We start from the raw sequence: 24,187 nt of genomic DNA, 5'->3' as shown, positions 1-24,187 counted from the left end.
AAGCGCCTACGCGGGGAAATCAGTTCACCGGACTGATTTTTTATCCCCCGATCAGATAAGATACGCGTAATCACAAATAAATAGAGCATTTACAGACGGATTTTGACACGGAAAATCTTTGTTATAGATTCACCGCTATAACTGAGTGATCGCAACGGATCAGTATTCGAATTTTGATGAATAATAGCAGCATTTTCTTCCGGCTTTTTAAGATGAGCCGCATTTGTGCCGGACAGGCCAGATGCGTGTTTTCTGCCGGTTTGTTGCTGCTGTTGCCGGTTCCGGCTCTTGCGCAGGAGGCAGCACCATCCGCTCCTCCGCCGGTGCCGCTGGAAGAACAGCATCAAAAAGTCTCGGGCAGTCTGGATGCTATCAACAGCGAGATTGCGCTTTCCAAAGAAAAACTGCAGCAGCTGGAAACAAGCGTTTCAGAACTGAAAAAAGATCAGGCAACAATTACTGCCGCATTGATCCAGTCTGCCAAGACAGACAAGAAACTCTCGGAAGATATTGAGGCCGCGGGGCAGAAACTGACTGCGCTCAGCGAGCAGGAAGACGGTATCCGGCTGTCATTGCGTTCCCGCCGTAAAGTGCTGGCGGAAGTACTGGCAGCTTTGCAGCGTATGGGACTGAACCCGCCGCCTGCCATTCTCGTGCGCCCTGATGATGCGCTGTCTTCTGTGCGTTCTGCTGTACTGCTTGGTGCGGTGGTACCGGAAATGCGGGCGCAGACGCTGGAACTGATGGCTGATCTGAAAGAGATGCAGCGCTTGCAGGCTTCGATCAAAGATGAGCAGGAGCGGCTGATTGCCAGCCGCACTGCGCAACTTGAAGAGCGCCAGAAACAGGAACTGCTGCTGGAAGAAAAGCAAAAGCTTTACAGCCAGTCTGAAGAAGAATTGCAGACTGAACGTGCCCATGCCGCAGAACTGGCGAAAAAAGCAACCAGCCTGAAAGATCTGATTGCCTCGTTGCAGGAGCGGATGGATAAAGTCCGCACGGCGGCGGATGCCGCACGCGATGCCGAGCAGCAGCGACTGGCCGACGGGCAGGAGCGCGCAGCACAGTCCGGCGAGAATTCGCTGGTGTCCCGTGCGAATTTTGCATCTCTGCGCGGGCAACTTGTGCTACCGGCCAGCGGCAAGATTGTACAAAAATTCGGTCAGAAAGATGATTTTGGCCGCCCGCGTGCAGGAGAAATGCTGCAAACGCCGCAAAACGCCACGATTACGTCACCTTCTGATGGCGTTGTACTTTATGCGGGGCCCTTTCGTTCCTACGGACAACTCTTAATCCTTGATGTTGGCAGCGGATATCATATCGTGATGGCAGGATTAAGCAGAATCAATGTTGCGCAGGGCCGGTTTGTGCTGGCGGGTGAGCCGGTCGGAACCATGGGAGATAAGCTTTTAACCAGTGTTGCTTCACTGGGGAGTGGTAATTCTTCACCGATGCTTTACATAGAATTTCGAAAAGATGGGAAATCCGTCGATCCGACCCCGTGGTGGACCGACAGGCATTCCGGAAGGACACAAGATGATACGTAAACTGTCGCTTCTTTTCGCAGGTGCCTTGATGGGGGCTTCGGCGATGGTTGCTGTGCAGGGGGCTCCGGCTTCAAGTGCAAATGCTGCCAGTAATGATACCTATAAAGAACTCGCAATTTTCGGCGATATTTTTGAACGTGTGCGCCAGCAATATGTGACGCCGCCGGAAGATAAGAAGCTGATAGAAACCGCCATCAACGGTATGCTGACCTCGCTTGATCCGCATTCCTCTTATCTCAACCCTGAAGCAGCGCAGGATATGCGCGTGCAGACAAAGGGTGAGTTCGGCGGTCTTGGTATCGAAGTGACGATGGAAAATGATCTGGTTAAGGTCATTGCACCGATTGATGATACACCGGCATCGAAAGCCGGCGTTCTCGCCGGTGACCTGATCACGCAGATCAATGGCGCGGAAGTGCGCGGCTTGTCGCTGAATGATGCTGTCGACAAGATGCGCGGGCCGGTTGATGAGGCGATTGAACTGACCCTGATCCGTCAGGGTGCAGACAAGCCGATCAAACTGTCGATCAAACGTGCGATCATCAAGGTCAAAGCTGTCCGCTACCGCGTTGAGAATGATGTCGGTTATCTGCGTGTGATTTCCTTCACCGAGAAAACCTCTGACGATCTGACAAAAGCGATCAAGGATATTCAGTCACAGATTCCTGAGAACAAGCTCAAAGGCTATGTGCTCGATCTGCGTCTCAATCCGGGTGGTCTGCTCGATCAGGCTGTGTCTGTATCGGATGCGTTCCTTGACAAGGGCGAGGTTGTTTCAACCCGTGGCCGTGACCCGCAGGATGTTACCCGTTTTGATGCCCGCGCAGGCGATCTGACTAAAGGCAAACCTGTTATCGTTCTGATCAATGGCGGTTCGGCCAGTGCGTCTGAAATTGTGGCCGGTGCCTTGCAGGATCACCGCCGTGCAACGGTTCTGGGGACACAGTCCTTCGGTAAGGGCTCTGTGCAGACCATTATTCCGCTTGGTGAAAACGGCTCGCTGCGTCTGACGACAGCGCTCTATTACACCCCATCAGGCAAGTCGATTCAGGGCAAGGGCATTACACCGGATATCAAGGTGGAACAGCCGCTGCCGGATGAGCTGAAAGGCCGTGATGTCACAACCAAAGGTGAGGCCGGACTGAAAGGCCATATCAAGGGCGCTGAGGAAGATGACAGTGGTTCAGGTTCTTCGGCCTATGTGCCGCTGGAGCCCAAGGACGACATTCAGCTTGGCGAAGCTCTGAAGCTGCTGCGCGGTGAAATGGCCAATGCGGCATTCCCGCCGGATCCTAAGAAAGATCTGCCAAAGCCTGATAAACAATAAGCTTGTACACTTCAGAAAAACGCGGGGCAGTCCCCGCGTTTTTTGTCTCTGGTGATAAATAAACGGAATGAAAAACATGACTGAAAAGCGTGACCCCGCATCGCTGCCTTATCGCCCTTGTGTAGGCATTATGGTTTTGAACAGTGAAGGCAAAGTCTGGGCAGGACGCCGCATCATTGAGCCGAATGGTGAGATGGAAGGTGCAACACAGCTTTGGCAGATGCCGCAGGGTGGTATTGATGCCGGTGAAGATCCGGCAACGGCATCGCTGCGCGAGCTCTATGAAGAAACAGGAATGCGCAGCGTCAGCCTTTTGGCAGAAGCGCCGAACTGGATCAATTATGACCTGCCGGAACATCTGATCGGTATTGCCTTAAATGGCAAATATCGCGGTCAGACACAGCGCTGGTTTGCCTATCGTTTTGAGGGCGATGAAAGCGAGATTGCAATCAACCCGCCACCGGGCGGACATGATGCTGAATTTGATATGTGGGCATGGAAACCGATGATGGAGCTGCCGGAACTGATCGTTCCGTTCAAGCGCCCTGTTTATGACGAAGTCATTCAGGCTTTCAGACATCTGGTCTGAGATTTTATCTCTTACAAAAGCGCCGCTCTTTCGGACGCCTATCTTGTCCGAAAGAGCGGTGTTTTTTATGCCGGATCGTAGCGCATATTATTGGCCGGAGCATCGAGCCTGAACTCCAGCCCCTGCGATAAATAATGCAGCTCGGCAGAGCCGCCGAGACTGGCTGCAAGGGTACGCTCAATCAGGCGGGAACCGAAGCCGCGCCGCGCAGGCTTCTCCACTCGCGGGCCGTTCTTTTCTATCCAGTAGAACCGGAAACGGCCGTTTTCCACACGCCAGCTGATTTCGATATGTCCGTCAGGTGTTGAGAGCGCACCATATTTGACGGCATTGGTGCCAAGCTCATGCAGAGCCATGACCATGGATAAAGCCTGCCGTGAACCAAGCGTCACGGGAATGCCGCTGATGCTGATCCGTTTTTCACCGGCTCCGGCATGAACGGACAGGCTGTTGGTGACAATATCTGCAAGTTCGGCACTGACAGATTTTGCCCCTTGGGTCAGCACGTCCTGTGCCTTGCTCAGCGCCATAATACGGGCTTCGAAGGCGGCTCTTGCATCTTCCGCGCTGGTCGTACTGCGCAATGTCTGATTGGCAATGCCCTGAATAACCGCAAGAATGTTCTTACTGCGATGGGCCAGTTCTGCGGTCAGCATAGCCTGTTGTTCTTCTGCATTTTTGCGGTTTGTAATATCCTGTACGATACCACGCATGCGCATCACAGCACCCTGATCGTCGCTGATGAGTTCCGTTGAAAGTGCAGCCCAGCGTTGTTCATTATTATCCAGCCGGTGAATAAGATATTCGCTATAGCCGGAACGGGGCAAAGCCAGAGAACCGGATTTTGCCGTATCAGTTTTGTGTTCGCCACTGTTGCGAGGTGACATCAGCTTTTCAAAAAGCTCAATCGTAATATTGGTGTCCGGTGCAATGCCGTAAATCTGCCGGATCTGGTTGGTGACAGTGATGGTGCGGCTGATCAGATTTATATCGAATGCCCCGATCCCGCCGGCCTCCTGAGAAAGACGAAGCATTTCTTCCTGTTCGCGCAGGCGTTCCTGCTGCTCGCGAACGAATGTGCGGTCCATAAGGATTTTGAGAAAACCCTGCATATGCCCGTCCTGATCGTAGAGCGGCAAAAGCTGGCCGCTTGCCCAGAACCGGCTGCCATCCTTGCGCATATGCCAGCGCTCCACTGCATCCTGCCTGTGATGCAAGGCGCTGACACGGCGCATTTCCGGTACATTTTTCTCACGCTCTTCCGGTGTGAACAGGATATCGACGGAAGATTTCAGCACTTCCTCTTCTGTCCAGCCGAATAATCTGCGCGCGCCTGCATTCCAGCTGGTGACCTGACCGCTCAGTGTTGTGGTGATAATCGCATAGTCCAGAGCATTATCGATAATAAGCTGGTTCAGCTGCTCTTTGTGTTGCTGCCGGTGATGGCGCGCTTGCATCTCCATATGCGAACCGGCAATCTGTGCCAGCCTGCGAAAATCCTTGAGTTGCTCGGCAGATAAATGGCGCGGCTTTTTATCGAGTATCAGCATTGTGCCGAAAATGGTGCCGTCATGGCCGGTCAGTTTTATTCCGGCATAAAAACGGTAAGGCGAGGTTCCGGTTACAAACGGTTCGCCGGCAAAGAGCGGCGTTGTGCTTGCATCGCTGACGATAAAAATATCATCGGCGAGCAATGTCTGGCGGCAAAAATTATGTCCGGGAGGAGGGGCGTTCAGCGTCAGGCCGTAAACGGCTTTAAAAATCTGCTGCTCTTGGGAAATGAGATTGATAGCCGCGACCGGTGCGTCGCAAAGTCTGGCAGTCAGCGCTACCAGATTATCAAGAACAGGATCATTTTGTCCGTTCATGATTGTAAAGCGCGGTAAAACAGCCTGAAATAATGAAGATGCTTCGGACAATCCGAAAAGATTACTGACTGAGGTATCCCATCTGGCTTCCACCTGCGTATCCCCCATGCGAGCTTGTACTTTAGCAAATGTATAAATTTACACGATTTTAACAAGCGGAATATTTGGAGGGCAGTATCTCTGATTTTGAGGATGAAAATAAGGCGTTTCTTAAAATAGTGTTAATTTGCAAAGCCGGGCTTTGTATTGTCTGTTTATGTTTGTGCCTTGTGTTTATGAAAAACCGGCTCCTGATTTTACCGGCACTGCTCTGATCCTGTTATATTTATTGATTTTATTATGCAGCCATGTGGTCTTTAATGCGTTATCCTGATGATGCGACCGGTCATTGTTGTCGGAATAATGAGCGGAATGCAGTAAATTCTGAAATAGGCAGCAATTAATATCGGAGATAATAATGGGTGCAGAAAGTTTACTGGTCTTTCTTATCGTAGGTCTCGTCGCCGGCTGGCTCGCGGGTCAGGTCGTGCGCGGTGGTGGTTTCGGTTTGCTCGGAAATCTCGTCGTTGGTGTGATCGGCGCGTTTCTGGCTGGCTGGTTGTTGCCGCGTCTTGGTTTCGCGATTGGCGGCGGTGTCATTGCCGCGATTGTGAATGCATTTATCGGTGCTGTTATCTTGCTGGTTATACTGAGACTTGTAAAACGAGCGTGATCTTTTAAAATTCATTGTTACAGCCTGCCGGAACAGAGTCCGGCGGGCTTTCATTTGTCCTGACGCTTGTTTTAGTGAGTTGTGATGACGCCTCCCGCCCGTTTGCTGACCGGTTTGGTTCTCACTGCCGTTGCCGGTTTTGTTGATGCGCTCGCTTTCATTGAGCTGGGCGGTTATTTTGCTTCTTTCATGAGCGGGAATACAACGCAGCTCGGGCTGGCAATGAGCGGGCCCGATGGTCGCGCGCTGCAATTGCTGCGCGGACAAAGCCTGTTTATGCCGCTGCTGCTGATCGGGCTGTTTTTCAGCGGGGCGTTTCTTGCGTCTTTTATCAGTGCCCGTGAGCAACACTGGTATTCAGCACGGGTTATGCTGCTGGTTATCACGTTTCTTTTAAGCACCATGCTGCTTGGTCAGATCCAAGGATTGGCATCAATGCCGGTCATTTTGCTGGCGGCGGCAATGGGGGCGCAAAATGCTGTGTTTAAACCGCATGGGGCAGCACGGCTTGGCACAACTTTTGTGACCGGAACGATTTTTAACGCCGCGAATGATCTGGCGCATAGTTTACGCGGACAGGCTCCGCGGTACCGCTGGCTGCAGCATATTTATGTGTGGCTTTCACTGGTCTTTGGTGCAGCCTGCGGGGCCGTTTTATATACCGGCACAGGTATCTGGTCGCTTTTACTGCCCGTCGCAGTTCTGACCCTGATGCTGGTCTTTTACCGGCTCAAAGAGAAGTGAGCATCGCGCCTAAATAAATAAATGGCGCTCCTGCTCCACCAGACCGGAAATGTAATCGGCAACAATATGGATGCGGCGCAAGGTGCGGGCTGTTTCATGATAGGACAGCCAGTAGGAGCGCTTGATACGTTTATGGGGCAATATTTCGGTCAGATCGGAATATTCGCGGGCAATGAAACCGTGTAAAATACCGATGCCGGCTGCGGCTTTGACAGCTTCAACCTGTCCCAAAGCACTCGAAACCTCAAAGGCAGGCTGCCAGTCGCGGCTGATTTCCCGTGCATAATCCAGTGTCGGCGTGGCAACCAGATCCTCCACATAGCCGATCAGCCGGTGATGATTTAAATCCTCAACAGTGTGCGGTGTGCCGTAACGTTCAAGGTAGTCTTTGTGCGCATAAAGGCCGAGATTGTAGCCGGTGAGTTTACGGGCAATCAGTCTGCCGGTCTCCGGTCGCTCGACACTGATGGCAATATCAACTTCACGGCGTGAGAGTGAGAAAGAGCGGGGAACGGGCACGAGCTGAATGGTCAGATCGGGATAGAGTGCTGAGAAACGCGCCAGTCTGGGGCTGAGAAAATTCACGCCGAAGCCGTCCGGTGCGCCGATCCTGATTGTACCGGCCACAGTAATATCCGCATTGGCCAGATGGGCATGGGCGCTGAGCATTTCTGCTTCCATTTTTTCTGCGGAGAGCAGAAATTCTTCACCGGCCTGCGTGAGTTCCGAGCCATTGGTGCGCCTGTTGATTAATGTGGTTTTCAGGCTGCCTTCAAGCGCTGTGAGCCTGCGTGAGACTGTTGTGTGATTAAGGCCGAGCTTCTTGGCCGCGCCGAGAATTTGTCCGGAGCGGGCAACAGCCAGAAATATGCGAATATCATCCCAGTTCATGACTTAAGCTTATATATATTTTTGCACAACGGATACGCTTTTCACCTACTTGAAAACTATTTTTTGCAGGGCGATGATGGAGCAGAGTTTTAAATTCGGGAGAGAGTTGTGATGAGACAGGTCGGGCATTTTATCGGCGGCAAGCATGTGGCAGGCGCAAGCGGCCGGACGACTGAATTTTATCAGCCTATGGATGGTGCGGTGCTGGGGCAGGTTGCTCTGGCGACCAAAGACGAAGTGCGTGCAGCGGTCGAAAATGCCAAGGCGGCGCAGCCTGGCTGGGCTGCAACCAACCCGCAGCGCCGTGCGCGTGTTTTGCGCAAATTTCTGGAACTGGTTGAAGCCGAATATGACAGCCTCGCGGAATTGCTGGCGCGTGAACACGGTAAAACCATTCCTGATGCCAAGGGTGATATTCAGCGCGGTCTGGAAGTGATCGAATTCTGCCTTGGTGCGCCGCATCTGCTGAAAGGTGAATTTACAGATGCTGCCGGTACCGGCATTGATGTCTATTCCATGCGCCAGCCGCTCGGTGTTGTGGCCGGTATCACGCCATTCAACTTTCCGGCGATGATCCCGCTGTGGAAGGCTGGCCCAGCGATTGCTTGCGGCAATGCCTTTATTCTCAAACCTTCCGAGCGTGATCCGGGCGTGCCGATGCGTTTTGCGGAATTGTTTATGGAAGCCGGTCTGCCAGCCGGTATTTTCAACGTGGTCAATGGCGATAAAGATGCGGTTGATGCGCTGCTGGATGATCCGGATGTCAAGGCAATCGGCTTTGTCGGCTCCACCCCGATTGCGCAATATATTTACGCACGCGGCTGCGCTAATGGTAAGCGCGTTCAGTGTTTCGGTGGTGCCAAAAACCACATGATCATTATGCCGGATGCGGATATGGATCAGACGGTTGATGCGCTGATCGGTGCCGGTTATGGTTCTGCCGGTGAGCGTTGTATGGCGATCTCAGTTGCTATTCCGGTCGGTCATGACACCGCCGAGCGTCTGATGGATAAGCTCATTCCGCGTGTCGAAGCGCTGAAGGTTGGCCCGTCAACGGATGTATCTGCGGATTACGGCCCGTTAGTGACAAAACAGGCTCTGGATCGTGTACGCGGTTATGTTGATCTTGGTGTGGAAGAGGGTGCCAAGCTGGTTGTTGACGGCCGCAATTTCAAAATGCAGGGCTATGAAAACGGTTTCTATCTTGGCGGCTGCCTGTTCGATCATGTGACCAGAGATATGCGCATTTACAAGGAAGAGATTTTCGGCCCTGTGCTCAGCGTTGTCCGTGCCAAGACTTATGAAGAAGCACTTTCCCTGCCGAATGACCATGAATATGGCAATGGTGTCGCGATCTTCACCCGTGATGGTGATGCCGCCCGCGACTTTGCCTCCCGTGTTCAGGTTGGCATGGTTGGTGTGAATGTGCCGATCCCTGTACCGATTGCCTATTACACATTCGGCGGCTGGAAAGGCTCCGGTTTCGGTGATCTTAACCAGCACGGCCCTGATGCTTTCCGCTTCTACACCAAGACCAAAACCGTGACCTCACGCTGGCCGTCGGGTGTTAAGGATGGTGCAGAGTTCGTCATTCCGACAATGAGCTAACACCCGACTTTTATCTGTTTGCATGTCCTCACCACTTCGTGGCTGCGGCATGCGGCGGGGTGTTAAGGATGGAGCTGAGTTTGTCATTCCGACCATGAGCTAACACCCGACTTTTATCTGTTTGCATGTCCTCACCACTTCGTGGCTGCGGGCATGCGGCAGGGTGCTAAGGATGGTGCAGAGTTCGTCATTCCGACCATGAGCTAACACCCGACTTTTATCTGTTTGCATGTCCTCACCGCTTCGTGGCTGCGGGCATGCGGCGGGTGTTAAGGATGGTTCAGAGTTCGTCATTCCGACAATGAGCTAACACCCGACTTTTATCTGTTTGCATGTCCTCACCACTTCGTGGCTGCGGGCATGCGGCGGGGTGTTAAGGATGGTGCAGAGTTTGTCATTCCGACAATGAGTTGATATTTCGGCTCTGGCGGGCTGCAAATGGCACTTTGCTCCACTTGCATTTTGAGTTTTTCATTAACCCTAATCAGGCTAATGAGGGCTCACATATTTTAGTACGCTCCGCTCCGGTTTTCGCAAAGCATCACATTCGCCACGCCATAACCAAAATATTGGCAGCATCTCATCCTGAAACCCCGTTTGCAAAAACGGAGTTTTTATTATGCATGCAAGGTCACAATTGGTGGACTTTCCTGACAAAACCGCCAGTGAACAAAACCCGTTGCTCCGTGCCATTGATAAACAACCTGCGGTGACCGGACTTCTTCCTGTCGCCAACGGGTGTTTCCTGACATGCGGAGTTGTGCATCATGTATCTGGAATGTTTTCGCGTTATGGAGAATGCGCCACAGATTATTTCCGGTCGTGCCGAGCGTGACTGGATGGATGGTTTTCACATCCGGTTTCCCTATCGCTGTCTGCCATTGACTATGGCCAATACGACAGGTTGGGAAATTCTGTGCCCGACAGATATCCGGATTTGCTGGAATGGCGGTAAGGATAAGACGGATGTCACTATATCTTGCCGCGATCGTGAATTTTCACATTTTGTGGAATCGCATTTCAGCCACGGCGTTGTGACTTTCCATACCGGCTATCTGTTCCGAACACCGCCGCAATGCGCATTGCTGGCAGGTGGTGCGCCCAACCATGTTAAGGATGGTATTCAGCCTCTGACCGGTCTTGTCGAGACAGACTGGCTGCCTTTTCCCTTTACCATGAACTGGATCATGACCCGTCCGGGCATTGTGCGTTTTAAAAAGGGGGAGCCGTTCTGTTTTATCCAACTGACGGAGCATCATAAAATGGATGCGGTCAAGCCGGTGATCCGCAGGATCGAGGACGCACCGGTTTTGCAGCAGGAATATGAAGCATGGTCAAAGGTACGCCGCGAATTTAATCAGAACCTTATGAATGGTGATGCGCAGACTGTTAAACAGGCATGGCAAAAATTTTATTTCAAAGGCGAAAAGCCGGATTCTGAAGGTGAGGGGCAGGCGGAAGGGCATGTGAATAAACGACGTTTACATATGCCGGAAATCGCAGATCAGTCACCTGTTGAGATGCCTGCAGAAAGTGTGGCTGACGCCTGAGAGACAGATTATCGTCTTTGCAGCCCTGTTTCTTATAAAATTGACTTTACTATAGAATCCGGCGGGGGTTCTATAGCGACATATTTATATTCATGCCGGATATCTTCCATGACCGTTTCTGCGCCGACAAGCACCAATGCCGTAATCGTTATTTCCAGCCATGTGGTGCGTGGCTCTATCGGCAACAGAGCAGCTGTCTTTGCACTGGAGCGGCTTGGCTATCCGGTTTGGGCTGTGCCGACCGTTATTCTGCCATGGCATCCGGGGCACGGGCCTGCGGGTCGGATTATTCCTGATGCCGCGCAGTTTTCTTCCTTGATCGGTGATCTTGAACGCGCGCCATGGCTGGGTGAGGTGAGTGCTGTACTGACCGGCTTTATGAGCAATGCTGCGCAGGTTGAAGCCGTCGCGCATCTCATAACTGCCATGAAAGCTAAAAATCCGAACCTGCAATATATTTGCGATCCTGTGATCGGGGATATGAAGGGGCTTTATGTGGCGGAAAGCACAGCCATTGCCATTCGTGATCTGTTGCTGCCGCTGGCCGATATCGCCACACCGAACCGTTATGAGCTGGGCTGGCTGACGGGAACGGAACCGGCTGACAATCAGCAATTGATGGAAGCCGCTTTGCGTGCAGGGCCGGAGACCATGCTGGTCACTTCTGCCTTTGCGCTGATGCGCGATAGTATCAGTAATGTTCTGGTGACGCGGACGCAGGCTTTGATGGCCGAACACCGGATTGTTCACGGACCCGGCAATGGTATGGGCGATCTGACCTCGGCTTTGTTCCTTGCCCGTAAGATGAGCGGCATGAATGAAGAAAAATCATTGCAGCTGACCACAGCTGCCGTGTTTGAAATTCTTGCCCGCGCAGCGAAACGCGGTGCGGATGAACTGATGCTGGAGGCCGATGCAGCGAGTCTGGAGCGGCCGATGGCTATGGTGCAGTTGCGCCGTCTGGTTCATCCAAATCACGGCCAGGTCGCGGGATGAGCGCCTTAGAGGCGCTCTTTTTGCATTGTGGGGCATCAAAGATTGAAATTTTTTGTAGATAAAATTTTTTTTGATAGATTGTTTGATGCGATCAAAAAGAGCGGAAAATAGTTTGATTTTGGATGAAAACAGGTTGTTTTTGCCGGTTTGAGCCGAAAAATGCAGGGTAAATTGAGCAAGGCAATTTCTGCCCGATGTCTGTGCTGTGTGAAATTCTGATTAATCTTTGATTGATCTTGGCAAAATATGGGTTTATCGAAAAATCATGGTAGATCTTCCAGACACACTCCTCGCCGGTTACCGCAACTTCATGGCATCGGATTTTGCCGATGAAAGAATGCGCTATAAGGAACTCGCAGATCAGGGGCAGACACCGGAAACGATGGTCATTGCCTGCTGTGATTCCCGCGCAGCGCCGGAAATCATTTTCAATACCCGTCCGGGTGAAATCTTTGTTTTGCGCAATGTCGCGAATCTCATCCCGCCCTATGAGCCGGATGGTGAATATCATGCTGCTTCTGCAGCACTGGAATTCGCTGTGCAGAGCCTCAAGGTCAAGCATATTGTTGTGCTTGGTCACGGGCGATGCGGTGGCATTAAAGCGGCGCTAGATACGGATAGCAGCCCGCTGTCTCCGGGTGACTTTATCGGCAAATGGATGAGCCTGCTGGCACCGGCTGCAGAGAATGTCACATCCAACACGCTGATGACACAGACAGAGCGGCAGACTGCGCTTGAGCGTATTTCAATCCGCTTCTCCCTGAATAATCTGCGCAGTTTTCCATGTGTTGATATTCTGGAGAAAAAGGGGCGTCTCTCCCTGCATGGTGCATGGTTCGATATTTCGACCGGTGAATTGTGGGTGATGGATTCGCAGACCGGCGATTTTATTCGTCCGGATACGGATGAAATGCCGGTGCAGCCTGAAAGTAATGAAACACCGGCTGCCTGAACCTGAATTCAGATAATAAAAAAACCGGCTTTTCAGCCGGTTTTTTGTTGTCTTTAAGTGACGATTATTTACCGTCGATGGCCTGACCCATAATGGCAATAGCCTGCTGGTAAACGGTTGCAGCGTTCCAGCCCTGAATTGCCACATAGTTTGGCTGACCCTGCTGGTAGCCTGCACCGGCGCGCCAGCCGTGAGCTTTCAGGAAGTTGGCGGTCGAAGCCAGCGCATCGGCGCGGGAGCCAACCATGTCGATATGGCCATTGCCGTCGCCGTCCGCACCAAATTTAATGACGCTGGATGGCAGGAACTGTGTCTGACCGATTTCACCATGCATTGCCCCAACAGCATTCGGGCTGAGATCGCCGCGCTGAATCAGCTGCAGAGCTGCATAAAGTTCATTGGTGAAGAATTCCGAGCGGCGGCAGTCATAGGCCAGTGTTGCAACAGCTGAAAGTGTGTGCTGTTTGCCAAGATAATTGCCAAAGCCGGTTTCCATGCCCCAGATGGCCAGCAACGGGCCGGCAGGAACGCCGTAGCGCTGTTCAATCTTGGCGAACAGGGCTGCATTCTGCTTTTTCAGGGTTTTACCACGATTGATGATTGTGGTTGAACCGCGCTTCTTCATGAAGTCGTCGAGTGACAGCTTGAAGCTTTTCTGGTTGCGGTCAGCATTAATGGTTGCTGTTGCGTATTTTACATTGTCCAGAGCGGACAATGCATTGCCTTTGATGCCGCGCGCTGCTGCTTCCTGTTTGAAGCCCTGCACCCATGCCGGAAAGCCTGCGCCGGTATTGCCGCACTGGGCTGCCTGTGCAACGCCGGAAACGGCCAGCACAGCGATTGATCCGCCGATTACACGAATTGCCAACTGGCGGAGAGAAGATTTGATAGTCTTTGACTGCATGAAGCTGCCTCGTTAGAACTTTGCTCGGATGCTTTATAGATTTATATGGTTAACAGGGTTTTACAGAAAATATAATTCCGGCCTGTATATATATGAATGACGGCGATGTCTGTTGAATGTGGTCTGAATGAGGCGCAATGTTTTTGTACAGTCCCGTTTGAGCCTGACCGCGTTTTTTAGGTCACAGTTTAAAATGGGCGGAAGCATTTTATATTTAATCACGCGTCTGATGATTGCTTCCTCTGTAAAGGACGCAGCAAAAGCTTGACTCATAAACTGCAGATCATGTAAAGAACGCGCGATAATTCCGCTATGAGTATATGTTCTCAGGCAGCCGACCGGGACCCGTATGGTATAAAGAGATCCCGGAGGTCAACATCCGACAGCGCAGAGCGCCCTCGGGTGCTGTTTTGCTTTGGATGCAGCTCCGGTTTATAAACCGTCTGTCATATATGATTTCGGGATGAACCTGCACTCAGATCCGGCACATGACCGGTCTGAACAGAGATTGGGAAATTTGGATGTTTGAATCACTTCAGGAGCGTCTTGGCTCTATTCTGAACGGTCTGACCGGACGCGGGGCTCTCTCCGAGTCCGATGTTGCAGGCGCGTTGCGAGAAGTGCGCCGTGCGCTGATTGAAGCGGATGTGTCGCTGGAAGTGGTTCGCTCATTTACTGACCGCGTACGTGAAAAAGCGGTTGGTGCGGAAATTCTGAAAAGCATCAAGCCTGGTCAGATGGTCGTTAAGATCGTCCATGACGAACTGGTGGAAATGCTTGGCACCGAAGGTGTGTCCATTGATCTGAATGCACCGGCACCGGTTGTGATCATGATGGTCGGTTTGCAGGGGTCGGGTAAAACCACCACCACCGGTAAACTTGCCAAGCGCCTGACAGATCGCCAGAAGAAAAAAGTTCTGATGGCCTCGCTGGATACGCGCCGTCCTGCTGCGCAGGAACAGCTGCGCCAGCTCGGTATTCAGACCAGTGTTGATACATTGCCGGTTATTGCCGGTCAGTCACCGGTTGAGATTGCCGCGCGCGCCGTACAGGCTGCGAAGCTCGGCGGTCATGATGTGGTGATCCTCGATACTGCGGGTCGTACGCATATTGACGAACCGCTGATGGTGGAAATGGCGGATATCCGCAAAGCCGCCAATCCGCATGAAATTCTGCTGGTTGCCGACAGTCTGACCGGTCAGGACGCCGTTAATCTGGCGCGTAACTTTGATGAGCGCGTTGGTATTACCGGTATCGTTCTGACCCGTATGGACGGTGACGGTCGCGGCGGTGCGGCGCTTTCGATGCGTGCGGTTACCGGCAAGCCGATTAAAGCGATTGCTACCGGCGAAAAAATGGATGCGCTGGAGGAGTTTTATCCGAAGCGTATCGCTGACCGTATTCTCGGCATGGGTGACATTGTTTCGCTCGTCGAAAAAGCGGCTGAAACCATTGATGCTGAAAAAGCAGCTGCAATGGCCAAGAAAATGCAGGCCGGCAAGTTCGATCTCAATGATCTGGCCGAGCAGCTCAAGCAGATGAAAAAGCTGGGCGGTATGGGCGGTATCATGGGTATGATGCCGGGCATGGCAGGCATGAAAGACAAGGCAGCAGCTGCCGGTCTTGATGACAAGCTGTTTGACCGCCAGCTCGCAATTATCGGTTCTATGACCAAGGCTGAACGCGCCAATCCGGATTTGCTGAAGCATAGCCGCAAGCAGCGTATTGCCAAAGGTTCAGGCAGCAATGCTGCTGACATTAACAAGCTTCTGAAAATGCATCGCCAGATGGCCGATATGATGAAAGTCATGGGCAAAGGCAAAGGCGGCATGATGAAACAGATGATGGGCGGCCTTGCCGGTAAAATGGGACTTGGTGGTCTCGGCGGCATGGGGGGCCTCGGGGGCGGAATGCCGGATCTGTCTAAAATGGACCCGAAACAGCTGGAAGCTCTGCAGAAACAGGCTGAAGCAGCCGGTTTTGGTAAGAGCGGCGGTATGCCGGGTCTCGGTGGTGGCCAAGGGTTGGGATTGCCGGGCCTTGGCGGTCCGAAACTTCCTGGTCTTGGCGGCGGTCTGCCTGGCCTGCCTAAGAAGAAGTGAGCACGATGAGCGAACAACAGACAATTCCTGCCGAACTGCTCGCTTTGCGTGCATCTATCGATAATATTGATGCGGCGCTGATCCATATGCTTGCTGAGCGTTTTCGCTGCACAAAAGCTGTCGGTGTCCTGAAAGCCGAGCGCGGTCTGGCCGCTGCTGATCCGGCGCGTGAAAAACGACAAGTGGAACGTCTGCGTAACCTTGCGCAGGACGCCAGTCTCGACCCTGATTTTGCTGAGAAATTCCTGAACTTCATCGTGAAGGAAGTGATCCGGCATCATGAGCATACCGCCGCAAACCATACCGGACAGTGATGTTCGTTTTGCGGTGCAAAAAACCATTGCGATCGTTTTAACGGTCGTATTTCAGAAATTGTTACTGTTTAAGTGACACGACATAAACTTTAAGGAAAACACTATGTCCCTGAAAATCCGTCTGGCACGCGCTGGCTCCAAGAAGCGCCCTTACTACCACATCGTTGTTGCAGACGTTCGCGCACCACGCGACGGCCGTTTCATCGAAAAGCTGGGTTCATGGAATGCAACCCTTGCTAACAAAGAAGAGCGCGTTGTTGTTAATGCAGAACGCATTCAGTATTGGATCGGTCACGGCGCACAGCCAACAGACCGCGTTCTGCGCTTCCTCGATCAGGCTGGTATTGCTAAGCGTGAAGCCGGCAACAACCCAACCAAAGGCGTACCAGGCAAAAAAGCTCAGGAACGTCTGGCAATGGCTAAGCAGGCTGAAGAAGAAGCCGCTGCAAAGGCTGCAGAAGCCGCTGAAGCAGCAGCTGCTGCCGCTGCTGCGCCTGCTGAAGAAGCTCCAGCTGCAGAGTAATTCTGAGCAAAGCATTTCCAGAAAAAGTGGGTACCGCCTTCGCGGGGAAATCAGTTCACAGGACTGATTTCTTTTCCCGCTTCGATGCGTAGGATAATGCGCTAAATAAAAATAGAGTTTTTGCGGGTTAATATCCGTGATTAAAAATACCGTGCCTCTGTAAAGCGGCACGGTATTTTTTTGTTTTGAAATACCGGTTTGAAAAGCTACGCATTATTTGTATTTTTCATATTTATTAAGTGTGTATTTTCAAATGGGATTTTGCGGTTTATTTATAATCAATGATCTGCGCGAAACTTGTGCAAGATGAGGAGATATCCATGACCGGTCAGACTTCTGCTGTAACAACATTTCCGCTGAAAATGCGCTCGCTGCTAACGCTTGTTGTGTTGATGTTCATGCCACTTCTGGCAGCATGCGGTTTCAACACTATTCCGACCAATGAGGAAAAGGCAAAGGCGGCATGGAGTGAGGTACTGAACCAGTATCAGCGCCGTACCGATCTTATTCCTAATCTGGTGGAAACCGTTAAAGGCTATGCTGCCCATGAGCAGGAAACGCTGACTGCGGTGATTGAAGCCCGTTCCAAGGCAACGCAGACACAGATTTCTCCGGAAATGCTGAATAATCCGGAATTGTTCAAACAGTTTCAGGATAATCAGGCCAATCTCAGCAGTGCTCTGTCCCGTCTGATGGTTGTGGTTGAGAAATATCCTGATCTGAAAGCCAATCAGAACTTCCTCGCGCTGCAATCACAGCTGGAAGGCACGGAAAACCGTATTGCTGTGGCACGTCGCGATTATATTGAAGCGGTACGCGTTTATAATACTGGCCTGAAGACCATGCCGACCATGTTGTGGAAGACATTGTGGTTCTGGAACAATGAGCCGATGCCGACTTTCACCATTGATCCGGCTTCTCAGGCCGCTCCTAAAGTACAGTTCAACTGATGATAGCGGGCAGGAGAAATCCTGCCCGTTCAACTTTTGCTGGCAATTTAGGAGAATGGTATGATTTCTGCCCGTCTCGCCGGTCTGCGTATCATTCCGGAACAAGCTGCTTTCCGGTTTGCACTGAAAATGTTTCTGGCGGTGCTGCTGCTGGCATTCGCAAATCTGGCCTATGCGCAAAGCACGGATAAACCGGCCATTGCTTTAACCGATCGTGTGGTTGATGCGGCGGGTGTGTTGTCCTTTGCGCAGCAGCAGGAGCTGATTGCCAAACTCAGCGCCTATGAAAAAGAGTCATCCGATCAGATTGTGGTGGCAACGGTTCCAAGCCTCAATGGTACGGATATTGAGACCTATGCTAACCGGCTCTATCGTGCATGGGGTATTGGCCAGAAGAGCGAGAATAACGGTATTTTGCTGCTGGTAGCGCCCAATGAACGCAAAGTGCGTATTGAGGTCGGCTATGGTCTGGAGGGCACGGTAACGGATGCTCTCTCGGCAATCATTATCCAGAATGCGATCATTCCTGAATTCCGCAATGGCGACTATGGCACAGGCATTACCAAAGGTGTCGATGATATTTTGCAGGTTCTGCGCGGAGAAGGTGCGGAATTACAGGCGCGTGCAAAACGCAATCAAAAAGAGGCTGCTGACCAGACGGACTGGATTGAAGTTATTTTTCTGATTTTCTGGATCAGTATTTTTTTCGGCGGTTTTGGTTTTACTTTGCTGGCTCCGGTTTTCGGCAGAAAAATCGGCCCCGGCCGATATGAATGGCTGGGTGTGACGATTGCATTGGGCGGCGGCGGTGGTTCTTCAGGGCGCGGCGGCTATGGAGGTGGTTTCGGTGGTGGCTTTGGCGGTGGTTCATCGGGTGGTGGCGGCTTTTCCGGTGGCGGTGGTTCATCGGGTGGTGGCGGCGCATCGGGCAGCTGGTAAAGGGGCAGGGCTATGACACATTCTCAGCGTAACCATATTTCTCAGGAAGACCGTCAGCGTATTGCCTCTGCCATTCGCGATGCGGAAGCGCAAACAGGCGGCGAAATTTATGCTGTTCTGGCGCAGCGCAGCGATGATTATTTTTATGTGGCGGGTTTTATTGCTTGTTGTGGTATGATCGTAACGGCAGTGATTGCTGCCTTTGTGGCGCATTATTACTGGTTTGATCTGTCACTGCCGAAATTCGCACTGGCTATTCTGGCGGCCTTCATATGTCTGGTTGCGCTTTTGGCTTTTGTACCTGCATTGCGCATGGTGCTGGTGCCGCATCGGGTGCGCTACCGGCGGGCACATCTGAATGCCTTACAGCAATTTATCGCCCGTAATGTGCATCTGACCAATAAACGCACGGGTATCCTGTTATTCGTCTCCCTCGCTGAACGCTATGCGGAAGTGGTGGCTGATGCGGGAATTAATGAGCGGGTCGATCAGCAGGAATGGAATGCGATTGTTGCCACGCTCAGCCGCCATGCAGCACAGGGAAGTGTTGCGGAAGGGTTTGTTGAGTCGATTGCCAAAGCCGGCAACCTGCTGGCGCAGCATTTTCCTAAAGAGGACGGCGACAAAAACGAGCTGGAAGACCATCTGGTGGAACTATAAGAATTTTATCCACCGCTGATTTTTATTTTTGCAGCGGGTTTATGATTTTTAAGAACGATTTAATTTCACTTTTGCTTGTTTGCGGGTGAAAAAATCGAAAAAAACGGTTCTTTTGTCACAATTTGCTTGTTATTTGAGAGAAAGAGCAGGCCGAAGGTAATTTAGGCAGAGGCGGTCTGTATAATGAGGAGTTTTACAGTGAGTGCCGATACAGACCATACCGCTCAGACCAAATTCGTTGTCGATTATCAGAATATCTCTGAGCCTGTAGCTTCTCAGTTCGCCAAGCTGTTGTTTGAATGGGCACCGGCGGAAGATATTGCCGCCTATGATGCCGGTGATATGGAAGAAGCTGCAAAGCTCGCTTTGAAAGCTCTTGGTTCCTATCAGGCCGATAAGCCAGTCATCAGCGTCGATAATGACAGTATTCTGCGCCGTCGCGGCCGTCCGCTGACCGTTGTAACTCTGATCAACCGCAATATGCCGTTTCTGCTCGATTCGACGATGGCGGAAATTCTCGAACGTTCCGGCATGATCTATATGGTTGTGCATCCGGTGCTCAATGTTGCCTTTAACGGCAGCAGCTATGAGGTTCATGGCGAAGCAACCTCCGGTAAATCCGTTACAGGTACGGAACAGGTCAGTGTTATTCAGCTGCATCTGCCGCAACTGGATGAAAGCGCAAGAACAGCTCTGGAGCAGGCGCTCGGAATGGTGCTGGGGCAGGTTTATGCTGCTGTCAGTGACTGGAAACCGATGCTGGCGCGTCTTGATGAGGTGATTGCCTCTTACAGCGCTGTCAAAGGTCTGCCGGGAACAGCGGAAGGACGTGAAGCTATTGCGCTGCTCAAATGGCTGCGCGATGGTAATTTCACATTTCTGGGTATGCGTGAATTCCGTTACGATGCGGCTCAGGGTACGCTCATTCAGGCCGATGCACCATCACTGGGTATTCTGCGTGATGAAGCCGTTCGTGTTTTGCGTCAGGGGCAGGATAATGCTTCGATCGCACAGGAATTGCAGGACTTCCTCAAAGGTTCTGAAAGCCTGCTGATTACCAAAGGCAACAGCCGCTCGCTCGTCCATCGCCGCGAATATATCGACTATATCGGTATCAAACTGTTTGATGCAGACGGTAAAGTAACCGGCGAAATGCGTCTGGTCGGATTGTTCACTTCGACGGCCTATACGTCTTTCCTGAGCACGATTCCTTATCTGCGCGGTAAAGCGGAAGCAGTAATCGGTCGTCTGGGCTTCAATGCTGCTGACCATTCCGGCAAGGCTCTGGTGCGAGTGCTGGAAGATTATCCGCGTGATGACATGTTCCAGATTGATCTGGATGCCCTGACCGATCATGCTGAACTGATCGTGGCATTGGATGAGCGTCCGCGTGTGCGTGTGCTGCCGCGTATTGACCGTTTCAGCCGTTTTGTCAGTGTGCTGGTCTATCTGCCGCGCGACCGCTATGACTCGGTGGTGCGTGAAGCAATCAGCAATTATCTGATGGATGTTTATCACGGGGAATCCGTGGAGTTCCATCCGGTTTTCCTTGATAAAGGCGTGACCCGCGTTCAGTTCATCATCCGCCGCCATGACGGCAGCGTGAGCGAAATGGCTCGCGAGGCTCTGGAAAAGCAGATCCGCAGTTTCGTTCGCACATGGGAAGATGGTGTGCGTGATGCGGCAGAGGAAAGCTCACAGACTTTCGCCCCGCGTGTGATCAGTCTGGCTTCCGGTTTTCCGGAATCCTATCGTGAGACTTTTAATGAGTCCGAAGCACTTGTTGATGCCGTACGTATTGAGGCGCTGACCGAAGAAAATCCGCTTTATGTCGATTTTTATCGTTATGACACACAGGAACCGCAGGCGGCTTTCCTGAAACTCTATCATTTCGGTGAGGCACTGGCGCTGTCGCAGCGCGTGCCGCTGCTTGAGAATATGGGTTTCCGTGTCATCAGCGAACAGACCTTCGCTCTTCCGGTGCAGACGGCTACCGGTGGCAAGAACATGGTGCATGTCCATGATATGCTGATTGTCAGCGCATCGGACAAAGCCGTTGATCTCAGCGATGATGGTGATCTGCTGGATGATGTGTTCCGCACTGTATGGAGCGGACAGGCAGATAATGACGGTTATAATGGCCTTGCCCAGAGCGGACGTCTGACAGCGCGCCAGATTATGATCCTGCGTATGTATGGCCGTTATCTGCAGCAGGCCGGTATCACCTATTCGCAGGACTTTATTGCTGCGGCACTCAATCGTTACCCGGACATTGCCGCGCATCTCTACACATTGTTTGACCTGCGCTTTAATCCGGCACTGGCAAAACAGGCGGATACAGAAGCGAAAGAACGCGCTGTTGTTGAAGCCATTGAGACAGCTTTGCAGGCTGTACCAAGCATTGATGATGACCAGATTTTGCGCCGTTACCGTAATCTGGTTGAAGCTTCTCTGCGCACCAATGCCTATATGCATGATAAGGACGGCAATGCGCCGGTGACACTGGCGATCAAGCTTAACCCGCGTGCTGTTGACGGCCTGCCGGAACCACGCCCTTACCGCGAAATCTTCGTCTACGGGCCGGAAGTGGAAGGTGTTCACCTGCGCTTTGGCGCTGTGGCACGTGGCGGCCTGCGCTGGTCTGACCGTGCGCAGGATTACCGCACAGAAGTGCTGGGTCTGGTTAAGGCACAGCAGGTAAAGAATGCGGTGATCGTGCCGGGTGGTGCCAAGGGCGGCTTCTATCCGAAGCGTCTGCCGGTTGGCGGCGACCGCAATGCGGTATTTGAAGCCGGGCGTGCGGCCTATATCACTTTCATTTCAACCATGGTTTCCATCACCGATAATATTATCGAAGGCAAGATCGTGCCGCCGGTCGATGTTATCCGTCAGGACAGTGATGATCCGTATTTCGTGGTTGCGGCGGATAAGGGCACAGCCACTTTCTCCGATACGGCCAATGCGATCAGTCAGGCACAGCATTTCTGGCTGGATGATGCTTTTGCTTCCGGTGGTTCAGCCGGTTATGACCATAAGAAAATGGCCATTACCGCCCGTGGCGCATGGGAGGCAGTGAAGCGTCATTTCCGCGAAATGGATATTGATATCCAGACCACGCCATTCACTGTTGCCGGTGTGGGCGATATGTCCGGTGACGTATTCGGTAACGGCATGTTGCTGTCGCCGAAAATCAAACTGGTAGCTGCATTTGACCATCGCGACATCTTTATTGATCCGATGCCGGATACCGATATCGGTTTTGCGGAACGTCAGCGTCTGTTCAACGTGCCGCGCTCCAGCTGGCAGGATTATGACCACTCCAAAATCTCTGCCGGTGGCGGTGTATTCAGCCGCTCGCAGAAGGTGATTACGCTTTCTGAAGCGGCAGCCGAGGCCATTGGTCTGGGCAAACTGACCGCAAGCCCGAATGAAGTGATCGGTGCGATCCTGCGTGCGCAGGTTGATCTGCTGTGGTTCGGTGGTATCGGCACTTATATTCGTGCGAACGAAGAAAGCGATGCGCAGGTCGGTGACCGCGCCAATGATGCGATCCGTATTACCGGTCGAGAGGTTCGCGCCAAGGTGATCGGTGAGGGCGCTAATCTGGGTGCCACCCAGCGCGGCCGTATTGAATACAGCCTCAATGGCGGTCGTTGTAATACGGATGCGATTGACAATTCGGCCGGCGTGAATTCGTCGGACGTTGAGGTCAATATCAAGATTGCTCTGACACCAAGCCTGCAGGATGGCCGTCTGACCCGTGAAGCACGCGACGTGCTGCTCGCGCAGATGACTGATGAAGTGGCAGCACTGGTGCTGCATAATAATTATGAGCAACCACTGGCTCTGTCGCTGGTTGAAAAACGCGGTGCATCCGAACTGCCATATCTGATGCGGATGATGTCGTCTCTGGAACGCCGCAAACTGCTGGATCGCAAGGTGGAATATCTGCCGGATGATCAGGTGCTCGCAGACCGCCAGAAACGCGGAGAGGCGCTGACCCGTCCTGAACTGGCCGTGCTTCTGGCCTATGGCAAAATGGTACTGTCCGATGATCTGATCGCCAGCAATCTGCCGGATGATACCTATCTGCATTCGCGCCTGTTCGGCTATTTCCCGCAGGAAATGCAGGAGCGATTTGCCAAGGACATTACCCATCACCGTCTGCATCGCGAAATCATTGCAACGCTCCTGTCCAATGATGCGATTAATCGTTGCGGGCCAACATTTATCAGTCGTCTGAATGATCTGACAGCTGAGGCACCGGCAGAAATTCTGCGGTCTTATGTGGCTGTGGCTGATGGTTTTGAAACCGAGCAGCTCTATCAGGCGATCAATGCGCTGGATAATAAGATTCCGGGTAAAGTGCAGAATGAATTCTATGCGCTGGTAGGGGAAATGCTGTTCTCAACCACCGCATGGGTGCTGCGCAATAACCGCTTTGATGCGACTTTGAGTGAAATGGTCAGCGCGGTGAAGCGGACACGCATGGCGCTGGAGCCGAAGCTCGAAGAGCTGATGCCTGATTTCATTGCTGATCTGATTACAGCAGATACGGCAAAATATATCGCTAAAGGTGCCGGTGAAGCGCTGGCGCGCAAACTTGCCCGACTGCAGTCGGCTAAGCTGATGGCGGATATTGCGCTGATTGCCTATCAGGGCAAGGCAGAGCTGATGACGGCTGCAACTGCTTATTTCAAAATTGTTGATGCTTTCCGTATTGCCAATATTGAAAAGGCTGCGTCTGCGGTGCCGGTGACGGATTATTATGATGGTCTGGCATTGTCGCGTGCGACAGACACGATCACACAGGCAACCCGTGCTGTGACGATGGAAGCGCTCACCAAATTCAAAGGTGAGACCGATCCGGTACAGAGCTGGCTGACCCGTGATGCCGAGCGGATTGACGGTGTGCGTCAGCGCATGATTGCACTGACAGAAGGCGGAGATCTGAGTGTTTCCCGTCTGGCCGTGGCAGCCGGTTTCATGGCGGATCTTGCGGGCTGATCAT

The 24,187-nt window shown here is 52.3% G+C and carries 19 protein-coding genes; 16 read left to right on the top strand and 3 right to left on the bottom strand.

What is annotated here, in order from left to right; genetic code table 11:
* Positions 1-176 precede the first annotated feature (176 nt).
* The 3 genes from JNC80_RS14450 (at position 177) to JNC80_RS14440 (ending at position 3,463) form a co-directional block, all read left to right on the top strand.
* The gene (locus JNC80_RS14450) at positions 177-1,547 is read left to right on the top strand and encodes a murein hydrolase activator EnvC family protein (protein ID WP_376710713.1); all 1,371 of its coding nucleotides are present in this window, start codon (positions 177-179) and stop codon (positions 1,545-1,547) included.
* Positions 1,537-2,874 (top strand): S41 family peptidase, encoded by a 1,338-nt coding sequence (locus JNC80_RS14445; RefSeq protein ID WP_022712243.1) that lies wholly within the window; start codon positions 1,537-1,539, stop codon positions 2,872-2,874. The genes JNC80_RS14450 and JNC80_RS14445 overlap by 11 nt, the downstream gene beginning before the upstream one ends.
* A 76-nt stretch (positions 2,875-2,950) precedes the next feature.
* Positions 2,951-3,463 carry an RNA pyrophosphohydrolase gene (locus JNC80_RS14440; protein WP_376710684.1) on the top strand — a complete coding sequence of 171 codons (513 nt, stop codon included), beginning with the start codon at positions 2,951-2,953 and terminating at the stop codon, positions 3,461-3,463.
* A gap of 65 nt (positions 3,464-3,528) precedes the next feature.
* Here JNC80_RS14440 and JNC80_RS14435 read toward each other — a convergent pair whose 3' ends face one another.
* Positions 3,529-5,439, bottom strand: a complete 1,911-nt coding sequence (locus JNC80_RS14435) for a PAS domain S-box protein (RefSeq protein WP_376710683.1) — start codon at positions 5,437-5,439, stop codon at positions 3,529-3,531.
* A 349-nt stretch (positions 5,440-5,788) separates the two neighbouring features.
* On the opposite strand from JNC80_RS14435, the gene JNC80_RS14430 reads away from it, so the two are divergent.
* Both JNC80_RS14430 and JNC80_RS14425 read left to right on the top strand, forming a co-directional pair.
* Positions 5,789-6,043: a GlsB/YeaQ/YmgE family stress response membrane protein gene (locus JNC80_RS14430; protein ID WP_022709794.1), complete on the top strand. Its 255-nt coding sequence runs from the start codon at positions 5,789-5,791 to the stop codon at positions 6,041-6,043.
* A gap of 84 nt (positions 6,044-6,127) precedes the next feature.
* A complete protein-coding gene (locus JNC80_RS14425; RefSeq protein ID WP_376710682.1) occupies positions 6,128-6,787 on the top strand; it encodes a YoaK family protein in 660 nt (219 codons plus the stop codon).
* Positions 6,788-6,796: 9 nt separating this feature from the next.
* Here the strand turns inward: JNC80_RS14425 and JNC80_RS14420 are convergent, their stop codons facing one another.
* A complete protein-coding gene (locus tag JNC80_RS14420) occupies positions 6,797-7,678 on the bottom strand; it encodes a LysR family transcriptional regulator (RefSeq protein WP_376710681.1) in 882 nt (293 codons plus the stop codon).
* A gap of 111 nt (positions 7,679-7,789) precedes the next feature.
* Here JNC80_RS14420 and JNC80_RS14415 point away from each other — a divergent pair, with 111 nt between their 5' ends.
* The 4 genes from JNC80_RS14415 (at position 7,790) to JNC80_RS14400 (ending at position 12,784) form a co-directional block, all read left to right on the top strand.
* Positions 7,790-9,286 carry a CoA-acylating methylmalonate-semialdehyde dehydrogenase gene (locus tag JNC80_RS14415; RefSeq protein WP_376710712.1) on the top strand — a complete coding sequence of 499 codons (1,497 nt, stop codon included), beginning with the start codon at positions 7,790-7,792 and terminating at the stop codon, positions 9,284-9,286.
* A gap of 767 nt (positions 9,287-10,053) precedes the next feature.
* Positions 10,054-10,836, top strand: a complete 783-nt coding sequence (locus JNC80_RS14410; protein ID WP_376710680.1) for a DUF6065 family protein — start codon at positions 10,054-10,056, stop codon at positions 10,834-10,836.
* A 108-nt stretch (positions 10,837-10,944) separates the two neighbouring features.
* Positions 10,945-11,832: a pyridoxal kinase PdxY gene (gene pdxY / locus JNC80_RS14405; protein WP_376710679.1), complete on the top strand. Its 888-nt coding sequence runs from the start codon at positions 10,945-10,947 to the stop codon at positions 11,830-11,832.
* Between the two features lie 265 nt (positions 11,833-12,097).
* Positions 12,098-12,784 (top strand): carbonic anhydrase, encoded by a 687-nt coding sequence (locus JNC80_RS14400; RefSeq protein WP_075657241.1) that lies wholly within the window; start codon positions 12,098-12,100, stop codon positions 12,782-12,784.
* A 64-nt stretch (positions 12,785-12,848) separates the two neighbouring features.
* On the opposite strand, the gene JNC80_RS14395 is transcribed toward JNC80_RS14400, so the two are convergent.
* On the bottom strand, positions 12,849-13,688 hold the full coding sequence (locus tag JNC80_RS14395; protein ID WP_022709787.1) for a lytic murein transglycosylase: 840 nt from the start codon (positions 13,686-13,688) through the stop codon (positions 12,849-12,851).
* 521 nt (positions 13,689-14,209) lie between these two features.
* Between JNC80_RS14395 and ffh the strand changes: the two genes are divergently transcribed.
* The 7 genes from ffh (at position 14,210) to JNC80_RS14360 (ending at position 24,183) form a co-directional block, all read left to right on the top strand.
* Positions 14,210-15,790: a signal recognition particle protein gene (gene ffh, locus JNC80_RS14390; RefSeq protein WP_376710678.1), complete on the top strand. Its 1,581-nt coding sequence runs from the start codon at positions 14,210-14,212 to the stop codon at positions 15,788-15,790.
* Positions 15,787-16,104, top strand: a complete 318-nt coding sequence (locus JNC80_RS14385) for a chorismate mutase (RefSeq protein WP_028233597.1) — start codon at positions 15,787-15,789, stop codon at positions 16,102-16,104. The genes ffh and JNC80_RS14385 overlap by 4 nt, the downstream gene beginning before the upstream one ends.
* Positions 16,105-16,207: 103 nt before the next feature.
* Complete coding sequence (rpsP, locus tag JNC80_RS14380) at positions 16,208-16,627, top strand: 30S ribosomal protein S16 (protein WP_022710765.1); 420 nt, start codon at positions 16,208-16,210, stop codon at positions 16,625-16,627.
* Between the two features lie 320 nt (positions 16,628-16,947).
* On the top strand, positions 16,948-17,577 hold the full coding sequence (locus JNC80_RS14375) for a LemA family protein (protein ID WP_376710677.1): 630 nt from the start codon (positions 16,948-16,950) through the stop codon (positions 17,575-17,577).
* A 144-nt stretch (positions 17,578-17,721) separates the two neighbouring features.
* Positions 17,722-18,516, top strand: a complete 795-nt coding sequence (locus tag JNC80_RS14370) for a TPM domain-containing protein (protein ID WP_376710711.1) — start codon at positions 17,722-17,724, stop codon at positions 18,514-18,516.
* Between the two features lie 12 nt (positions 18,517-18,528).
* A complete protein-coding gene (locus tag JNC80_RS14365; RefSeq protein ID WP_075657243.1) occupies positions 18,529-19,176 on the top strand; it encodes a TPM domain-containing protein in 648 nt (215 codons plus the stop codon).
* 198 nt (positions 19,177-19,374) lie between these two features.
* Complete coding sequence (locus JNC80_RS14360) at positions 19,375-24,183, top strand: NAD-glutamate dehydrogenase (protein WP_445482809.1); 4,809 nt, start codon at positions 19,375-19,377, stop codon at positions 24,181-24,183.
* Positions 24,184-24,187 lie beyond the last annotated feature (4 nt).

Origin of the sequence: Pseudochrobactrum lubricantis (assembly GCF_041929865.1) — a bacterium.
GTDB classification, from domain to species: Bacteria; Pseudomonadota; Alphaproteobacteria; order Rhizobiales; family Rhizobiaceae; genus Pseudochrobactrum; species Pseudochrobactrum saccharolyticum.
This window is presented reverse-complemented; position numbering and strand designations above follow the sequence as displayed.

Bases quoted from the DNA above. Each gene is read 5' to 3' on its own strand.
- JNC80_RS14445 (WP_022712243.1), top strand. From the start codon at position 1,537: ATGATACGTAAACTGTCGCTTCTTTTCGCAGGTGCCTTGATGGGGGCT.
- JNC80_RS14420 (WP_376710681.1), bottom strand. From the start codon at position 7,678: ATGAACTGGGATGATATTCGCATATTTCTGGCTGTTGCCCGCTCCGGA.
- JNC80_RS14410 (WP_376710680.1), top strand. From the start codon at position 10,054: ATGTATCTGGAATGTTTTCGCGTTATGGAGAATGCGCCACAGATTATT.
- rpsP (WP_022710765.1), top strand. From the start codon at position 16,208: ATGTCCCTGAAAATCCGTCTGGCACGCGCTGGCTCCAAGAAGCGCCCT.
- pdxY (WP_376710679.1), top strand. From the start codon at position 10,945: ATGACCGTTTCTGCGCCGACAAGCACCAATGCCGTAATCGTTATTTCC.
- JNC80_RS14425 (WP_376710682.1), top strand. From the start codon at position 6,128: ATGACGCCTCCCGCCCGTTTGCTGACCGGTTTGGTTCTCACTGCCGTT.
- JNC80_RS14415 (WP_376710712.1), top strand. From the start codon at position 7,790: ATGAGACAGGTCGGGCATTTTATCGGCGGCAAGCATGTGGCAGGCGCA.
- JNC80_RS14440 (WP_376710684.1), top strand. From the start codon at position 2,951: ATGACTGAAAAGCGTGACCCCGCATCGCTGCCTTATCGCCCTTGTGTA.
- JNC80_RS14365 (WP_075657243.1), top strand. From the start codon at position 18,529: ATGACACATTCTCAGCGTAACCATATTTCTCAGGAAGACCGTCAGCGT.
- JNC80_RS14430 (WP_022709794.1), top strand. From the start codon at position 5,789: ATGGGTGCAGAAAGTTTACTGGTCTTTCTTATCGTAGGTCTCGTCGCC.
- JNC80_RS14435 (WP_376710683.1), bottom strand. From the start codon at position 5,439: ATGGGGGATACGCAGGTGGAAGCCAGATGGGATACCTCAGTCAGTAAT.
- ffh (WP_376710678.1), top strand. From the start codon at position 14,210: ATGTTTGAATCACTTCAGGAGCGTCTTGGCTCTATTCTGAACGGTCTG.
- JNC80_RS14395 (WP_022709787.1), bottom strand. From the start codon at position 13,688: ATGCAGTCAAAGACTATCAAATCTTCTCTCCGCCAGTTGGCAATTCGT.
- JNC80_RS14375 (WP_376710677.1), top strand. From the start codon at position 16,948: ATGACCGGTCAGACTTCTGCTGTAACAACATTTCCGCTGAAAATGCGC.
- JNC80_RS14400 (WP_075657241.1), top strand. From the start codon at position 12,098: ATGGTAGATCTTCCAGACACACTCCTCGCCGGTTACCGCAACTTCATG.
- JNC80_RS14450 (WP_376710713.1), top strand. From the start codon at position 177: ATGAATAATAGCAGCATTTTCTTCCGGCTTTTTAAGATGAGCCGCATT.